Below are 15,432 nucleotides of genomic sequence, written 5' to 3'. Positions count from 1 at the left end.
GTGGTTCCGTGTCAGCTTGCGCCCTGCCCGCAAGTGGGACGAAGTGCTCCGGGGGAGTGTGCGTCAATGGGCCCTGACCAATAAGGTCGATCAAAGGGGGCCCAGATGCCGAAACAGGCAATACACACTTTATTCGCAATCGCTTTGGCGGTTTTGTTCGCCAGTAACGTGCAGGCAGACGGCTATGTGCGCGCCGAGGGCACTGCCATCGTCGATGCCGACGGCGAGCCGCTACTGCTGCGGGGGATGGGGCTCGGGGGCTGGATGCTGCAGGAAGGCTACATGCTGGGACTGGGCAACCTTGGCCAGCAGCATGTGATCCGTGAACATATCCGGGCCTTGATCGGTGAGGAAAAAACGGAGAATTTCTATCGTGCCTGGCGAGCCAATCAGGTGCGGGAAGAGGATATTCGGGCGATGGCGGCGTGGGGCTATAACTCCGTGCGCCTGCCGATGCATTTCAACCTGTTCACGCTGCCGGTAGAACAGGAGCCAGTACCCGGGCAGAACACCTGGTTGGAAACCGGTTTCGCGCTCACCGACCAGCTGCTCGCCTGGTGTAAAAAATACAATCTCTATCTGATCCTCGATTTGCACGCCGCACCTGGCGGCCAGGGCAATGACTTCGCCATTTCCGACCGCAACCCGGAGCTCCCCTCCCTGTGGGACAGCCCCGCCAATCGCGCCAAAACCGTCGCCCTGTGGCGCAAGCTGGCGGCACGGTATAAAAATGAGCCGGCCATCGCGGCTTACGATCTGATTAACGAACCGAACTGGGGCTTTGCCGGCACCGATGACCCGCACGGCTGTGCAGAGAAGGGCAACGAGCCGTTGCGCACGCTGATGATGGAGATCACTGCGGCGATCCGCGAGGTGGACCGGGAGCACATGCTCATCATCGAGGGCAACTGCTGGGGCAATAACTACGCCGGCGTGATGCCGCCCTGGGACGACAACCTGGTGGTGAGTTTCCACAAGTACTGGAATGACAATAACCGGGAGAGCATCGCCAGTATGCTGGCGCTGCGGGACCAATACCGGGTGCCCCTGTGGCTCGGGGAGTCCGGCGAGAACTCCAATGCCTGGTTTGCCGACGCCATCGAGCTGGTGGAGTCCGAGGGGATTGGCTGGGCGTTCTGGCCGCTGAAAAAAATCGGCTTCAATAACCCTCTGGAAGTACACCCCAATCCCGGCTTTCAGGACCTGGTGAACTACTGGAAAGGGGAAGGTCCGCGGCCGACCGCGGAAGCAGCTTATGCGGCGCTGATGCAGCTGGCCGAGGTGGATATTCGCTATGAGCACGCCGAAGTGCACCGGGATGTGGTTGATGCCATGTTGCGCCAGCCCGGAGATCGCAGCCCGCGGGCATATCGCCCCCACAGTGTCGACCGCGAGGCCGGGGGTGTCATCGCCGCGGTGGACTACGACCTTGGGCGCCCCGGCATCGCCTACCTCGATCATGACACTGCCAATTACCACGTCAGTACCGGCGGCGAGCGCACGCCGTGGAACCGCGGGCGCCGCTATCGCAACGATGGAGTGGATATCGGTGCCGGAGCATCCGGCAACAATCTGGTAGAGCTGGATTCGGGGGAGTGGCTGCGTTACACCCTGGAAGTGCAGCACGCGGGGAGCTATGTATTGGAGGCTCTGCTGGATGAGACCGGCAGTCCGCTGGCGCTGGAGTTTTGGTTAAACGATGGCGACCCGGCGCCGTTGGCAGAGCAATCGCCCTCGCGCCACTCGGCCGTCGTGCGCCTTGCAGCGGGTCCGCAAACGCTGGTGGTGCGGGCCGCTGCCGGCAGTGCCCGGCTGGGGACACTGCAGCTGGTACCCGCAGCGCCTGACGGAGCGGGCGGTTGAGGTCCCGCCGCTTGGTGCTGCGTCTGGTGTGACGGTAATTGAGGGCGGGGTCAGCCCGCCTGAATCAATTTTGCCGCCTCTTCCGCGAAGTACGTCAAAACACCGTCGGCGCCCGCGCGCTTGAACGCGATCAGGGACTCCAGAATCACCTGCTCACGGTTCAGCCAGCCATTTTCAAAAGCCGCGCAGTGCATCGCGTACTCTCCGCTGACCTGATAGGCGAAGGTTGGTACGCGCAGTTCGTCTTTTACCCGCCGCACAATATCCAGGTAGGGCATGCCCGGCTTCACCATGATCATGTCGGCGCCTTCCTGGATGTCCAGGGCACATTCGTGCAGCGCCTCATCGCCATTGGCCGGATCCATCTGGTAGCTGAACTTGTTGCCGCCTTTCAGGTTGCCGGCGGAGCCTACGGCATCGCGGAAAGGCCCGTAGTAGGCCGAGGCGTATTTGGCGGCGTAGGACATGATCAGAGTGTTCACGTGTCCGTCCCGCTCCAGCGCCGTGCGGATGGCGCCGATGCGTCCGTCCATCATGTCGGAGGGGGCCACCATATCGGCACCGGCAGCGGCGTGGGACAGTGCCTGCTGCACCAGGACCTCGACGGTGTCGTCGTTGACGATGTAGCCATTGTCGCCCATCAGCCCGTCTTGGCCGTGGCTGGTGAAGGGGTCCAGGGCGACATCGGTAATGACACCCAGCTCCGGCGCCGCGTCTTTTAGCGCGCGCACCGCGCGCTGGGCCAGGCCGTCGGCATCATAGGCGGCGCGGGCATCGTCGGATTTGTGCGCGGCATCCACTACCGGGAAAAGGGCCACGGCGGGAATCCCCAAGGCGACCAGTTCCTTGGCTTTTCGGGCCAGCAGGTCGACGCTCAGGCGCTCGACGCCGGGCATGGAGGCGACCCGTTGGGTTTCACCGCGGCCCTCGATCACGAACAGCGGCAATATCAGATCGTCGCAGCTGAGCTGATGCTCTCGTACCAGGCGGCGGGAAAAATCCTGGGCGCGCAGGCGGCGGAGGCGGGTGTTGGGGTAGGCGCCGCGCTGAAGACTGATACTCATGGGTGGTCACTCCGGCTGGAAATAGAAACTAGGTTCGGTCGTTGGCGGGGCAGCGGATGTACAGGCTGGCACCTGGCCGGCCCCTGGCTGGCGGCAATCATAGCAAAACGCGCGCACCTGTTGATCACCGCTTGTTCCTGGTTCCTGCGGGAACGGGGGCTCGTCAGCTGCGCGACAGGTGTTCAACCAGGGCGCGCCCGGCGCGGGCAATATGCTGTTCAAGCAGGGCTACCGCCGCTGCGCTCTCGCCCCGCTCCAGAAATTCGAGCAGCTGATAGTGTTCCCCCTGACTGGTGGACTGATAGTCGAGGCTGCGGGATTGGAAGCCAATATACCGCTCGCACTGGCGGTGCAGCTGCTCCACCGCGGCAAACAGGGTAGGGCGCTCGGCCGCGCGGTAGAGGCAGGTGTGGAACTGCCAGTTAAGTGCGCCAATCTCTGCCGCCCCGAGTGCTGGTGACGCCTCCATAGCATCCAGAATATCCCGCGCCCGACCCAGGGTTTCGCGGTTTAGATTCGGCGCGGCCAGCTCTTGGAGCAATGGTTCCAGGCGCATGCGCATCAGGTACAGATCTTCCGCTTCCTGCGGGTCGAACTGCGGTACGGCCAGGCCGCGCTTCCCGTGCCCGGTGAGCCAGCCTTCACTTTTGAGGCGGGCGAGCGCGTCCCTTACCGGAATCCTGCTCACACCATAGAGCTCGGCCAGTAGCGTCTGCTTCAGTACAGCACCGGGGGCGAAGCGACCCTGTTGCAGGTCCGCTTTTAATTGTTGGTAAAGATCCATTTAGCCTCTTAACCTCTCCGCAACATATTCTTGGTCAGAAGCAGGTGGCAACTGAGGCCACAGAAAAGACCCCAGAAGGCAGAGCCGATACCGAAGAAACTGACCCCGGATGCGGTAATCAGTAGGGTAACCAGCGCGGCTTCGCGGTGGTGCGGGTCGGCAGTGGCGCCGGCGAGGCTGGAGCCGATGACACCGATCAGTGCGAGTCCGGCGACACCGGCGATCATTGCCTGGGGCAGTGCGGCAAACAGTGCCACCACGCTGGCGCCAAACAATCCCGCCAGCAGATAGAAAACACCTGCCGCAATACCTGCGGCATAGCGGCGCGACGGATCCGGGTGTGCCTCGGGACCGGTACAGATAGCCGCGGAGATGGCCGCGAGATTAAAGGCAAAGCCACCGCAGGGGGCCAGCAGCAGAGACATCAGCCCGGTGCCGCCGATCACTGGGGAAACGGGCACCTGCGAATAACCACTGGCGCGCAGAGTGGCGACCCCGGGTATGTTCTGTGACGTCATGGTGACAATGAACAGCGGCAGGCCCACACCCAGTAGTACCTGGACGTTGAATTCCGGCGCGATCCACTGCAGTCGCCCGAGGGACCACGCCAGTTGTTCTGTGTGCACTTCTCCCAGCAGCCAGCTGGCTGCAAACCCCACCGCCAGTACCAGCAGGATACCGTAGCGTGGCAGCCAGCGACGCCCGATCAGGTAAGTGGCGAACATGGCGCCCACCAGCAGTGGCTTTGCCTGCAATGAGGTGAAAATCGATAAGCCGAACTGCATCAGGATGCCGGCCAGCATGGCGCTGGCAATAGGCAGGGGTACCCGCTGCATGATGCGCTCGAAGGCGCCGGAAACTCCCAGTATCAGGGTCAGCAGTGCACAGAACATAAAGGCCCCCACCGCTTCGGCCAGTGAAACACCGTGCAAACTGGTGATCAGCAGTGCCGCACCGGGCGTGGACCAGGCCGTAACCACCGGCGCCCGGTAGTACCAGGAAAAACCGATGCAGGTGAGTCCCATGCCCAGGCCGAGGGCGCCGATCCAGGAGACCATCTGTGTCTCACTGGCGCCAGCGGCGGCTGCAGCCTGCAACACGATTGCCACGGAACTGGCAAAACCCACCAGCACCGCGGCAAAGCCGGCGCTGATCGCTGACAGGGTGGTATCGGCTAACAGTGAGCGCTGGGCGATCTGCTCCATAAAATGTATACCTTGAGAAAAATGTATACATTTTATGGGGCGAGTCCCCCCAGGGCAAATCAGTAGAGTTTGCCCTGGGGGTTGTCAGAAGAGTTTGTCAGAAGGGCTCGTCAGGAGAGTTTGGCAAACACCCGGCGCGCGGCGGCGATGGTGTTGTCGATGTCCTCGTCGCTGTGGGCGGCGGACATAAAGCCGGCTTCGTAGGAGGCCGGCGCCAGGTAGACCCCCTCATCCAGCATGCCGTGGAAGAAACGGTTGAAACGCTCGGTATCGCAGGCCATTACCTGCTGGTAGTTGGTCACCTGTTCCGCATCGGTAAAGAAGAAGCCGAACATGCTGCCCACCTTGTTGGCGGTCAGCGGAATACCTGCTTCTTTTGCCGCGCTCAGAATGCCTTCCACCAGACGGTCAGTCTTGGCGGTGAGTTGCTCGTACAGGCCGGGCTCCTGGATCAGTTGCAGGGTTTCGAGGCCGGCGACCATCGCCATGGGGTTGCCCGACAAGGTGCCTGCCTGGTACACCGGGCCCAATGGCGCGATCTTTTCCATGATCTCGCGCTTGCCGCCGAAGGCACCCACCGGCATGCCGCCACCGATCACTTTGCCGAGTGTGGTGATGTCTGCGTCGATACCGTAGTAGCCTTGGGCGCCAGTCAGGCTCACGCGGAAGCCTGTCATTACCTCGTCCAGGATCAGTACCGCACCGGACTGATCACACACTTGCCGCAGGGTTTCCAGGAAGCCCGCTACCGGCGGGATGCAGTTCATATTGCCCGCAACTGGCTCAACGATGATGCAGGCAATCTGGTCGCCGATCTCCGCAAAGCACTTTTTCACACCCTCGATATCGTTGTAGGTCAGGGTAATGGTGTGATCGGCCAGGGCCGCCGGCACGCCGGGGGAAGAGGGCACGCCCATGGTCAGGGCGCCGGAGCCTGCTTTTACCAGCAGGGAGTCGGAGTGGCCGTGGTAGCAGCCTTCAAATTTGACGATCTTGTCGCGGCCGGTGTGACCGCGGGCCAGGCGGATGGCGCTCATGGTGGCTTCGGTGCCCGAGTTGACGAAGCGCACCAGGTCCATGTTCGGCCACAGGCGGCACAGCTCTTCTGCCAGCTCGGTTTCCAGCTCGGTGGGCGCGCCGAAGCTGAGGCCGGACTGGGCTTGTTCCACCACGGCGTCGATCACATCCGGGTGCGCGTGACCCAGCACCATCGGGCCCCAGGACTGCACATAGTCGATGTATTGCTTTTCGTCGGCGTCATACAGATAGGCGCCGGCGGCGCGCTCGATAAATATCGGGGTTCCACCCACCGCGCGGAAAGCGCGCACGGGTGAATTGACGCCACCGGGGATGACCTTCTGGGCTTCGGCAAAAAGGGATTCGGATTTGCTCATAGGGTACAGATACTGGGTTGAAATTAAGGGAAGGGAAACGAAAGGATTGATTACTGCGCGCTATTATCTTCACCGCCGCCTGCGGTCGCAAACGGCGCGGTGGATTGCGCAGAATTTTTATGGCGCAGTCGTGGCTGCGGCTCAGTCCTTCTTGGTCCAGAAGAGGCGATTGGGCACCGGGCGGCCCATGCCCAGGCGGCGACTGTCGGCAATGGCGCTCCAGGTGAACTGCTGGCTGCGGTTGACGGCCTCCAGCATGGTCAGACCGTGGGCAATGTGACACGCAATGGCGGTGGTCAGTGTGCCACAGGCACCATAGGCTGCCGGTGGTAGGCGCTGCCAGCGGAATTCCCGTACCAGCCCGCGCACGTCGTAGAGCCTGTTTTCAAGTTGCTGATCGCAGGCCGGGACACCGGTGAGTAGCAGGTAGCTACAGCCGCTTTCCAGCAGTTCCTGGGCCTGGGCATCGTGCACATCGGCCTCCCCAGCCATGGCGCGGGCTTCCCGTCGATTGGGGGCCACCAGTGTGGCCAGGGGCAGTAGCAGGTCGCACATGGCCCGCCACAGCGGCGGTGCCAGCAGGCTTTCTTTGTCCGCCAGGGTGGCGTCGGGATCAATAATCAGGGGGATGTCAGGGTAGTCGCGCAACACACTGTGCAGGGCGTGCACATTTTCCACGGAACCCAGATAGCCGATTTTAATCGCTGCAACCGGCATATCTTCCAGTACCGCGCGCGCCTGTTCAATCAGCAGGCTCTCGTCTACCGGAGCTACCCCGGCCAGTTCCCGGGTGTCGCCAACCGTGATGGCGGATACCACCGAGGTGCAGTGACAGCCGAGGCTGGCGGCGGTTTCGGTATCGGCGGCAATGCCGGCGCTGCCACTGGGGTCGTGGTGGGTAACGGTGAGAACAATGGGCTGGCGCGTATCCATGATGCTGTGTGCACTTCCCTGACTGTGGGCTCTTTCCCGGCTGTGGGCACTTCCCCTGACTGTGGGTACTTTGCCTGAACGGTGGTTTTATTCTAGCTCTGATCAAGGGGGCGACGCTGCCCCCTCGGTTGCTGCAGGCGCCCCACTTCGCAAAAATGCGAATTGTCGCGGCAACAAATGTTAGGTCAGAAGGGTTTCACCACCGCGAGAATCACGATCGCGATCAGTGCCAATACCGGAAGCTCATTGAAGATACGGAAATAGCGCCCGCTTTTGGTGTTGGTACCAGCCGCAAATTTTTTCACATAGCTGCCGCAGATATGGTGGTAGCCGATCAGCAGCACCACCAGAGTGAGTTTGGCGTGCAGCCAGCCCGAGGTCTTGAAGTAGTCCGGGTTGTAGGAGTAATTGATATGAATCAGCCAGATACCAAATACGATGGTGGCAATCATCGATGGGGTGGCAATGCCCCGGTACAGCCGGCGCTCCATGATATTGAAGCGGTCTTTACTCAGGGCATCGGTGGCATCAACGTGGTAGACAAACAGGCGGGGGAGATAGAACAGCGCTGCAAACCAGCAGACCATGGAAACAATGTGGAAAGCTTTGACCCAAAGCATTGAAGCTCCTTATCCGGATACCTATCCGGTTATGTAATGATTGCGTGTGTTGCGCACTTGGCCAGTGTCGAACATCCGTTTCGGGCAACTATCTACGGACAACTACTGCCGGTAATAGTGTTCGATATGCTGTGGCAGGATGATACCCGCCACTTCGCTGTCCAGTACACCGGGGTTACCCTGATCGTAATCGCGTCCGATATAGAGGGCGTCGGCACCTCGCTGGTCCAATTGCTGCTGGGCCTCCAGCAGGGTCGCGCGCCAGCTCAGTGGGGCCAGCTGCAGGCGCTCCCCGGGCAGGCGTAGCAGGTCGATCTTTTCTTCCGGCGCTTCTTCCTGGGTCGGTTCGTCGGACTCTTCGGTTTTCGGGCGCTGTAAAAAGTTCGCCAGGTCCGCGGTGCGCAGCGCCTGGGGTGTCCCTTCTGCACCCACCAGCAGCCAGGCCGGCTGTTGCTCAATCAGTCTTTCTGCCTGCGCTTTGTCCAGGAGTTGTGGCGTAACCACTACGGCTTTTTCCATCACGCTGGCAACGCCCACCCGGTTAAGCATTTGCGCGCGCCAGCTGGGCGTGCCGCTTTTCCCCAGGGCGCGCAGGGACTCTTGATAAATACCGTCGGTGGAAAAGAACTGGCGGCTGACCAGGCAGGCAACGACGATGGTCATCATCCCCGGAAACAGCACGTTGGGGTTGTAGGTCAGCTCAAGTATGGCGAGCAGTGCCGCAAGGGGGGCATTCAGCAGTGCCGCCATCATTGCCGCCATGCCCACCATGGCATAGAGCCCGGGGCTGGCGGTAGCGGCACCCAGCCACAGGTTCGCCAGGTGCCCCGCAGTCCCGCCAATACAGGCGCCCAGAATGAGACTGGGTCCGATAACGCCACCGGGAATCCCCAGCCCGGTCGCGAGTGCGGTGGCGGTCAATTTCGCGAGTGCGATCGCAATCAGAGCGACGGTACCCAGCTGCCCGAGCATCGTTAGTTCCAGCGTGTCGTAGCCGGCGCCGAGGATTTCCGGAACCCACAGCGCGAGGATACCGGTGGCGATACCGGCGGCGGGCAATCGAATCAGCGGTGAGTGCTTCTGTTGCAGCGGCACCAGGTGGCGCTGGCTGATAATAAATATTGATGCCAGTGCGCCGATAACCAGTGCGCAACAGAACAGGATGGGAAGCTCTGCGAGGGACTGCAGTTGGGTGGCGGGCACACTGAAGGCGGCCTGGTGGCCGAACGCCAGGCGCGTGGCCGCACTACCGCTGACGGCGGCAATCATTACCGGCAGGAACCCACTGACCGTGTACTCCAGCATCACCACTTCCATGGCGAAGATCACGCCAGCCAACGGTGTGTTAAAGGAGGCGGCAATGGCCGCAGCAACCCCGCAGGCCAGCATGGTGCGCGCCGAATTGTTCGGTAGCCGCAAACGCTGCGCAACCCAGCTGCCGCTGGCCGCACCCAGGTGCACCGACGGGCCTTCGCGGCCGATGGACTGGCCGCTGAGGAGTGCCAGGGAGCCGGCAAGAAATTGCAATGCCGCGTTTTTCATTGGCATTCGACCCTGGTGATTGTGCAAGCGATCCAGCACGTGCACCACACCGGTAGGGCGGCCCGAGGGGGCTACCCAGTGGAAAATCAGGCCGAGCATCAGGGCGCCACAGACGGGTAGCAGGAAACGCCAGAGGGACGGCAGGGATTCGAAATCTTCGAGCTGTGGCAGGTAGAGAATGGCGGGGCCTTCACTGATTTGCCGAAAGCCGATCACCACCAGACCTGCGCAGATACCGATGACCAACGCCAGCAGTATCAGTAGTGACAGGGCGTTCTGGGCAGACAGCTGCAATTGCACCCTGCTCAGTACACCGCTGCGGAGCCCCAGCAATCCCCCGCGGCGTAAGCGTGCATAGGCGGATGATCGGGAGTCTGGCTGCTGGCGAAACCGCACGGTTAGTCCTTTAAATTCGGTAGCTTATGGTAGAGTGCACGGCTCAGTATACAGGGGCCGTCGCCAGCCAACAGATCCCGGCGATGGTCCGCAAACCGCAGTGCAGGGACAGAGGACAGCGAGGAGTCACAGTGAGCGTCATCAAAGCGGCAATCGTAGGTGGAACGGGGTACACGGGCGTGGAATTACTGCGCCTGCTGTCGGGCCATGCCCAGGTAGAGGTGGCTGCGATCACCTCCCGCGCCGAAGCTGGCACCCCAGTGGTGGAACTCTTCCCGAGCCTGCGCGGTCACTATGACTTGAAATTCAGTGCCCCGGATGTGGATCAGCTGGCCCAGTGCGATGTGGTGTTTTTTGCCACGCCCCACGGCGTTGCCCAGGCTCAGGTGCCGGAGTTGATTGCCCGCGGCGTGCGCGTGATCGACCTGTCCGCGGATTTCCGCCTGAAGGACATCCCCGCTTGGGAGCAGTGGTACGGCCAGCAGCACGCCTGCCCGGAACTGGCGGCGCAGGCGGTGTACGGTCTGCCGGAAGTGAACCGCGCGCAGATTGCAGAAGCGCAGCTGATCGCCTGCCCGGGTTGTTACCCCACGGCCATTCAATTGGGTTTTATCCCCCTGCTGGAGGCGGGCCTGGTTGAGCCGAAAGGGTTGATCGCGAATGCGGCCAGCGGCGCCAGTGGCGCCGGCCGCCAGGGCAAGACGGACCTGCTGTTTGCCGAGAACAACGACAGCTTCCGCGCCTACGCCGCATCCGGTCACCGCCATTTGCCGGAAATCGAACAGGGGCTGGGCTTGGCTGCGGGCGCCGAGGTGGGGCTGACCTTTGTCCCACACTTGCTGCCCATGGTGCGCGGTATCCACGCGACGCTCTACGCGAAACTGAAGTCCGCTGGCGATGCGAAGGCTACCCAAGAGGCGTTACAGCAGTTATTTGAACAGCGTTATCAGTCCGAGCCCTTTGTCGATGTGATGCCGGCGGGCAGCCATCCTCAGACCCGCAGTGTGCGCGGAACCAATGTGTGCCGAATCGCCGTTTTGCGGCCCCAGGAGCGCGATACCGTTGTGGTTCTCTCGGTCATCGATAACCTGGCGAAAGGCGCATCCGCACAAGCGGTGCAGAACATGAACATCATGTTTGGCCTAAATGAGAACCAGGGGCTGGAGAGCCCGGCACTGCTGCCTTAGAATCTGGCACAGCACTAAAAAACAAAATACACGACACCGATTAAAGAGCTTTTCCTGATCCCATGGCGCGCAAAGTAAAAGGCAGCAAACAGTACCGCATGAAGGTGGTGGCCCACAGGCCCTTCCACGGCGTTTTTTCTGTGCTGGGGGTGACCCTGCTGGTGCTATCGACCAGTGCCGGCGCCTACTTTGCCGGGCAGTATCAGCTGAGCAAAAACCTGGATGAAAAGACCCGCGCCTACGCCAAATCCCTGGATGAGGTGGATCGCCTCAAGGCCGAAATAGAGGCATTACGGGTGAGGGCGGCGACCGCCGAGCAATCGGTGACCATCGGTGAGCAGGCCAGTGAGTCGGTGCGCAGCGAGCTGGTTGCCAAGGAAAACCAGATCGCGGAGCTGCGCCAGGAGATTTCTTTCTATCGCGGCATTATGGCGCCCTCCGAAGGGAGCGACGGGGTATCCATCGGCCGCTTCAGTATTTCCGAGGCCGGCGAGCGTCGTTACCAGTACAAATTATTGGTGCAGCAGTCCGCGGCCCGCCATCAGGTGGTAACCGGCGCGGTACAGTTCACTATCGTTGGTCAGGTTGATGGCGAGCTGCGGCGCTATGCGCTGGCAGATCTGTCGCAGCAGGTGGAGAGTGAATCCATCCCCCTGCGGTTCAAGTATTTCCAGAATATCGAGGGAGAGCTGCAGTTGCCGGAAGGTTTTGTGCCGGAAGGTGTGGAATTGTCGCTCAAATCCAGCAAACGCAATGGGTTCAGTATTGACCAGCGTTATGGCTGGCTGGTGCAGCAGAGCTGAGTTTCTGACTGGGTTTCTGACAACAGGAAGCGCAGCATTGCTTCACAGGAGTTACCAGGCTCCACTCTATTCATGAGGTTTTGGTTGAATTATGTTGAAGAAAAAAGAGAAAACTATGGCTAACACTGGTGGCAACAATACGACCCTGATCGCCCGTCACACCGAAGTAACCGGCGACCTGCACTTTCGCGGCAACCTGGTGGTTGAAGGTCGGGTGAACGGCAATGTTTGCGCGCACAGTGACAGCGACGCCCGTCTGCAAATCGTTGACGGCGGTGTGATCGAGGGCGAAATTCGTGTGCCGAATGTCGTGGTGAACGGCAATGTGAAAGGTGATGTACACGCCAGCGGCCACTTGGAGCTGGCTTCCAAGGCGATCGTGGAAGGCAATGTGCACTACAAGCTGATCGAGATGGTCAAGGGTGCCCAGGTCAACGGTTCTCTGGTGTCCAACGTAGAAGTCGATACTGCGGGCGAGCCCCGTATGCTTGGCTACTCTGAAGAGACCGTAGAGGCTGAGTAAAGCCTTTTTATCGGGGGTAATTGGTGAAACCTGGCAAATTTGGCAATACTTGACCTGTTTGCTGGGTTTTACCCATAATGCGCCCGCACCACGGCCAATCCGGAAGTGGGCAACCTGCTTGCGGGTTGCGAACCTGTCTCGAGAGTGATCTATGTCTGAAGCTGTTTCCTTTTCTCCCGATCCGGTCCAGGTGACCGAAAAGGCTGTTGCCAAGGTGAAGGGGTTGCTGGAAGAGGAAGGCAATCCTGAGCTGAAGCTGCGCGTGTTTGTGACCGGTGGCGGCTGCTCTGGTTTTCAGTACGGTTTTACCTTTGATGAGCTGGTAGCCGAAGATGACGCTGTGGTCGAGAAAGACGGGATTCAGGTGTTGGTCGATGCCATGAGTTATCCCTATCTGGTCGGCGCCAGCGTGGATTATGAAGAGGGGCTTTCCGGCTCCCGTTTTGTGATCCAGAACCCCAATGCCTCATCGACCTGCGGTTGCGGTTCGTCCTTCTCTATCTGAGCCCGCCCTGGCTGGATACCCGGAAGTTGCCATTGTGCCTGTTCCGGGTGTCGCGCCTGAATTGCCCTTCTCGCCGTATCCCGGCTGTGCCTAAGCCGGGAAGATACCACCCAGTATGGTTTCCTTCTCCGCACCGGTTACGGCGGGGCAGTTTCCGCTAAGCCCCATTATCGTCTGTCGTGCCAGCCACGCGAATCCTGCGCCTTCCACCCAATCCGCATCGATACCGTACTGATCCGTTGCCGCGACCGACCAGGTAGGCAATCGTCGGCGCAGTCTCTCCATCAGATCCTGGTTGCGGGCACCGCCACCGCAAATCAGCAGTTCGCCACCGGGGGCAAATTCGTGCACCCCGTCGGCAATGGAGGCTGCGGTTACTTCCGCCAGGGTGGCCTGAACATCGACCGGTGCCAGTTCCAACCCGGCGCAGGCGCGCTCCAACCAGCTGGGATTGAATGCCTCTCGGCCAGTACTTTTCGGCGCTGGCGCACTGAAGAATGGATCGGCCATCAAGCGGTTCAGTAGCTCCGGATGCGGCCTGCCACTGGCGGCCCAGCCACCGTCGGCATCGTAAGCTTTGCCGCGGTGCAGCTTGACCCAGTAATCCAGCAGGGCATTGCCCGGGCCTGTATCGTAGCCACGTACACCGCCGTCGGCCGACAGCTCCGTAATGTTTGCCATGCCACCGATATTGACTACGGCTCTGTCCCGGTCGGCGCGGAATACGGCATTGTGAAACGCTGGCATCAGCGGTGCGCCCTGGCCACCCAGGGCCATATCCCGACGGCGGAAGTCGGCGACGGTGGTAATGCCGGTCACTGCGGCAATGGTGTTGGGGTCTCCGAGCTGGAGAGAGAAAGGGGTGGAAACTGAACCCGGGGGGCGGTGCCGCACCGTTTGGCCGTGGCTACCTATGGCGGTTACCGCAGTCGGCTGGACGCCGGCCTCGCGCAGAACCGCCAGGGTGGCATCGGCAAATTCCTGCCCCAGCAGACGATCCAGTTGCCCCGCGCGATCAAGCTCCGATGGGCCCGGGGCGCAAAGTGCCAGGATTGACTCGCGCATTTCCGAGTTGATGGGGTGTCCCAGTGCTGCCACGGTCTTGCAGTGGAGTGCGCCGTCGGAATCCGAAAACTCCACCAGCACCGCATCGATACAGTCGATGCTGGTGCCGGACATCAGGCCTACGTAGAGGTCCGTCATTCAGTTTACGGAATCCTTTGTTTCGTCACTCTCGTCCTGGTTCTGGGCCAGTGCTGGTTGTCCGAAGCGCTCCAGCTGGGCGATCAGCGGTTGGGTCTGGGCCTGGAAACGGGCCATTTCCGCAGAGGGAATGGCTTTCGCCTTCGGCAACTGGCGCACAATGGTCGCCGGGTTGCGGTGGTGGCCATCCACCAGGAATTCATAGTGCAGGTGGGGGCCTGTGGCATAGCCGGTGGATCCTACGGTTCCGATTACCTGGCGCTGCTTGACGCGTTGTCCACGTTTAACGCTGCGCTTGTTCAGGTGCAGGTAGCGGGTGATGTAGCGCTCACCGTGTTGTACGAACACATAGTTGCCGTTGGCTTTGCTGTAACCGGCCTTGATCACGCGGCCATCACCGGCGGAGTACACTGGGGTGCCCCGCGGGGCGGCGTAATCCGTGCCGTTGTGGGGGCGGCGCGTTTTGAAGATCGGGTGCAGGCGGCGCGGGTTGAAGTGGGAGCTGATGCGACCAATATCCACCGGGGTGCGGATAAACGCCTTGCGCATACTCTTGCCGTCCGGGGTGAAATAGTTGGTGTCACCGTTGCTGTCGGTATAGCGCACCGCGCTGAAGGTTTTGCCCTGGTTGGTAAAGGTCACCGCCTGGATGGCGCCGTTACCGATTTTCTCTCCGTCCAGGAACTCTTCGTTGAATACCACGCTAAAGCTGTCGCCCTTGCGGATATCCAGGGCGAAGTCGATATCGGAGCCAAAGATGTCCGCCATTTCCATGATCAGGTTGTTGCTCAGTCCTGCCTTGCTGCCATCGACAAACAGTGAGCTTTGGATCTCGGCCTGGCGGAAGGCGGTGTAACTGTCGGGCTGGCGCTGGTGCAGCGCATACTTGTATTCGTCGGAGCTGTCGCGGCTGAATTCCACCTTGCTCAGGCGATCGCGATGCAGCTCTAGAGTTTGCAGGCTGCCCTCGCCATTAATCTGGAAGGTCAGTTCCTCACCGGGTACCAGCTTCGCCAATTGCTTGGCTTCTTTGCCACTGGCCAACAGCTGGTACATTTCCGCACTGCTGATGCCGGCACGCTGGAACAGGTCAGAGAGGGTGTCACCGTTGCGCACAGTTTCCTGTACGACCCGCAGTCCCTCCATAACACTCGCGGAGGCGTTAACTTCCGGCTCGGCGACGGCTTCGGCGATGACTGGGGCTTCTTCCGGGGCGCTGAGCGACACCGGCAGCGCAGTGCGCTTGGCCTCTACTTCCGGCGGGGAAATAAACAGTGTCAGAGCAAGCGCGAAGCTGGCGGCGCCCGCTGCGAGGGCGTGTGTGCGGGGGAAATGCTTACCCATGGAGCCCAGCAGGCGGGGGTTTTTGCGATGATCTTGCATGGTGTTATACAGGGGTTGCGCTGACAG

14 protein-coding genes are annotated in these 15,432 nt (G+C 61.0%); 5 read left to right on the top strand and 9 right to left on the bottom strand.

Annotated features, from left to right (window positions below):
• The first annotated feature begins 105 nt into the window (after positions 1 to 105).
• Positions 106 to 1,863, top strand: coding sequence for a cellulase family glycosylhydrolase (locus GRX76_RS00170; RefSeq protein WP_160151443.1), 1,758 nt, complete (start codon positions 106 to 108; stop codon positions 1,861 to 1,863).
• A gap of 50 nt (positions 1,864 to 1,913) precedes the next feature.
• Here the strand turns inward: GRX76_RS00170 and hemB are convergent, their stop codons facing one another.
• The 7 genes from hemB to GRX76_RS00135 all read right to left on the bottom strand — a co-directional run bounded on the left by hemB (position 1,914) and on the right by GRX76_RS00135 (position 9,801).
• A complete protein-coding gene (gene hemB / locus GRX76_RS00165; protein ID WP_160151442.1) occupies positions 1,914 to 2,927 on the bottom strand; it encodes a porphobilinogen synthase in 1,014 nt (337 codons plus the stop codon).
• Positions 2,928 to 3,090: 163 nt separating this feature from the next.
• Positions 3,091 to 3,711, bottom strand: a complete 621-nt coding sequence (locus GRX76_RS00160) for a GntR family transcriptional regulator (protein WP_160151441.1) — start codon at positions 3,709 to 3,711, stop codon at positions 3,091 to 3,093.
• A gap of 8 nt (positions 3,712 to 3,719) precedes the next feature.
• On the bottom strand, positions 3,720 to 4,916 hold the full coding sequence (locus GRX76_RS00155) for a benzoate/H(+) symporter BenE family transporter (RefSeq protein ID WP_201276869.1): 1,197 nt from the start codon (positions 4,914 to 4,916) through the stop codon (positions 3,720 to 3,722).
• A 110-nt stretch (positions 4,917 to 5,026) separates the two neighbouring features.
• Entirely contained in the window at positions 5,027 to 6,310 is a 1,284-nt protein-coding gene (gene hemL, locus GRX76_RS00150) for a glutamate-1-semialdehyde 2,1-aminomutase (RefSeq protein WP_160151440.1), read from the bottom strand.
• 141 nt (positions 6,311 to 6,451) lie between these two features.
• Positions 6,452 to 7,243, bottom strand: coding sequence for a hydroxymethylpyrimidine/phosphomethylpyrimidine kinase (locus tag GRX76_RS00145; protein ID WP_160151439.1), 792 nt, complete (start codon positions 7,241 to 7,243; stop codon positions 6,452 to 6,454).
• 185 nt (positions 7,244 to 7,428) lie between these two features.
• Positions 7,429 to 7,863, bottom strand: a complete 435-nt coding sequence (gene hemJ, locus GRX76_RS00140) for a protoporphyrinogen oxidase HemJ (protein ID WP_160151438.1) — start codon at positions 7,861 to 7,863, stop codon at positions 7,429 to 7,431.
• 102 nt (positions 7,864 to 7,965) lie between these two features.
• The gene (locus tag GRX76_RS00135) at positions 7,966 to 9,801 is read right to left on the bottom strand and encodes a chloride channel protein (protein WP_160151437.1); all 1,836 of its coding nucleotides are present in this window, start codon (positions 9,799 to 9,801) and stop codon (positions 7,966 to 7,968) included.
• 131 nt (positions 9,802 to 9,932) lie between these two features.
• Between GRX76_RS00135 and argC the strand changes: the two genes are divergently transcribed.
• From argC to erpA, 4 genes are all read left to right on the top strand, one after another.
• Positions 9,933 to 10,988: an N-acetyl-gamma-glutamyl-phosphate reductase gene (gene argC / locus GRX76_RS00130; RefSeq protein WP_236250483.1), complete on the top strand. Its 1,056-nt coding sequence runs from the start codon at positions 9,933 to 9,935 to the stop codon at positions 10,986 to 10,988.
• Positions 10,989 to 11,050: 62 nt separating this feature from the next.
• The gene (locus tag GRX76_RS00125; protein ID WP_160151435.1) at positions 11,051 to 11,791 is read left to right on the top strand and encodes a DUF6776 family protein; all 741 of its coding nucleotides are present in this window, start codon (positions 11,051 to 11,053) and stop codon (positions 11,789 to 11,791) included.
• A 115-nt stretch (positions 11,792 to 11,906) separates the two neighbouring features.
• Positions 11,907 to 12,314 carry a polymer-forming cytoskeletal protein gene (locus GRX76_RS00120; protein WP_236250482.1) on the top strand — a complete coding sequence of 136 codons (408 nt, stop codon included), beginning with the start codon at positions 11,907 to 11,909 and terminating at the stop codon, positions 12,312 to 12,314.
• Between the two features lie 151 nt (positions 12,315 to 12,465).
• The gene (gene erpA, locus GRX76_RS00115) at positions 12,466 to 12,819 is read left to right on the top strand and encodes an iron-sulfur cluster insertion protein ErpA (protein WP_160151433.1); all 354 of its coding nucleotides are present in this window, start codon (positions 12,466 to 12,468) and stop codon (positions 12,817 to 12,819) included.
• 90 nt (positions 12,820 to 12,909) lie between these two features.
• On the opposite strand, the gene GRX76_RS00110 is transcribed toward erpA, so the two are convergent.
• On the bottom strand, positions 12,910 to 14,022 hold the full coding sequence (locus GRX76_RS00110) for an anhydro-N-acetylmuramic acid kinase (RefSeq protein WP_160151432.1): 1,113 nt from the start codon (positions 14,020 to 14,022) through the stop codon (positions 12,910 to 12,912).
• Complete coding sequence (locus GRX76_RS00105) at positions 14,023 to 15,405, bottom strand: peptidoglycan DD-metalloendopeptidase family protein (protein ID WP_160151431.1); 1,383 nt, start codon at positions 15,403 to 15,405, stop codon at positions 14,023 to 14,025. It lies immediately after the preceding gene.
• Positions 15,406 to 15,432 lie beyond the last annotated feature (27 nt).

This window comes from Microbulbifer sp. ALW1 (assembly GCF_009903625.1).
In the GTDB taxonomy this organism is placed as follows: Bacteria; Pseudomonadota; Gammaproteobacteria; order Pseudomonadales; family Cellvibrionaceae; genus Microbulbifer.
This window is presented reverse-complemented; position numbering and strand designations above follow the sequence as displayed.

Coding starts and splice junctions, on each gene's coding strand:
- GRX76_RS00170 (WP_160151443.1), top strand. CDS start 106: ATGCCGAAACAGGCAATACACACTTTATTCGCAATCGCTTTGGCGGTT.
- hemB (WP_160151442.1), bottom strand. CDS start 2,927: ATGAGTATCAGTCTTCAGCGCGGCGCCTACCCCAACACCCGCCTCCGC.
- GRX76_RS00160 (WP_160151441.1), bottom strand. CDS start 3,711: ATGGATCTTTACCAACAATTAAAAGCGGACCTGCAACAGGGTCGCTTC.
- GRX76_RS00155 (WP_201276869.1), bottom strand. CDS start 4,916: ATGGAGCAGATCGCCCAGCGCTCACTGTTAGCCGATACCACCCTGTCA.
- hemL (WP_160151440.1), bottom strand. CDS start 6,310: ATGAGCAAATCCGAATCCCTTTTTGCCGAAGCCCAGAAGGTCATCCCC.
- GRX76_RS00145 (WP_160151439.1), bottom strand. CDS start 7,243: ATGGATACGCGCCAGCCCATTGTTCTCACCGTTACCCACCACGACCCC.
- hemJ (WP_160151438.1), bottom strand. CDS start 7,863: ATGCTTTGGGTCAAAGCTTTCCACATTGTTTCCATGGTCTGCTGGTTT.
- GRX76_RS00125 (WP_160151435.1), top strand. CDS start 11,051: ATGGCGCGCAAAGTAAAAGGCAGCAAACAGTACCGCATGAAGGTGGTG.
- GRX76_RS00120 (WP_236250482.1), top strand. CDS start 11,907: ATGGCTAACACTGGTGGCAACAATACGACCCTGATCGCCCGTCACACC.
- erpA (WP_160151433.1), top strand. CDS start 12,466: ATGTCTGAAGCTGTTTCCTTTTCTCCCGATCCGGTCCAGGTGACCGAA.
- GRX76_RS00110 (WP_160151432.1), bottom strand. CDS start 14,022: ATGACGGACCTCTACGTAGGCCTGATGTCCGGCACCAGCATCGACTGT.
- GRX76_RS00105 (WP_160151431.1), bottom strand. CDS start 15,405: ATGCAAGATCATCGCAAAAACCCCCGCCTGCTGGGCTCCATGGGTAAG.